The sequence below is a fragment of the Vibrio sp. 1249-1 genome (assembly GCF_033340495.1).
Genome location: NZ_JAWOWJ010000816.1, coordinates 1 through 598 on the forward strand (window position 1 = coordinate 1; position 598 = coordinate 598).

Sequence of the window (598 nt, forward strand, 5' to 3'; positions counted from 1 at the left end):
CACAAAGCCTAAACACGGCATCACAACGACAACAAGCAACACCATCATCATCATGCGATCGCCTTGATCCACCCAGAATGTTGCACGGTCTTGGTTGGCAAGAATATCCACCAATTCGCCCATGTAACGTAAGAGCGTTACTTCCGTCACCGCAATCAATGCACTGAATATCGCCATGACAAGTAAAGGGGCTTCAAAGCCACGAGTGTAAAAGCGACAGAAGCCAAAAAGCGTCTTCGGTGGCTTTTCGGTTTCCATCTGGGGAAAGGGTTGGGTCAGTTTTTCAAACCAATTAAACATAACAACTACTTTGGTTACCGCGAATAAATTTGCGGACGTTTTACTATCTTTTGATACAAAAGTCAGTAAAATACCGAAACAAAAGTTCAAATGATAATAATTACAATTAAGCTTCTTGTTAAATATAATTGTCGGGACTGTATTTATGACGAAAAATAACTTACTGACCGTTGCGATCCGTAAAGCAATGGTTTGCGCGATTGCGCCTACAGTAGCAGTGGTTGCGCTTTCAGCGAACGCACAAGATGACGTTACCGCGATGGAAACCATCACCGTCACAGCACAAGCGTTAAAAGTA

General features: G+C 43.0%; 1 pseudogene. It reads right to left on the minus strand.

Going from position 1 to position 598, the window contains the following annotated elements:
• A pseudogene (locus tag R7Z50_RS29085) lies at window positions 1–447 on the minus strand (ABC transporter ATP-binding protein); the annotation flags it as partial.
• Window positions 448–598: the final 151 nt, after the last annotated feature.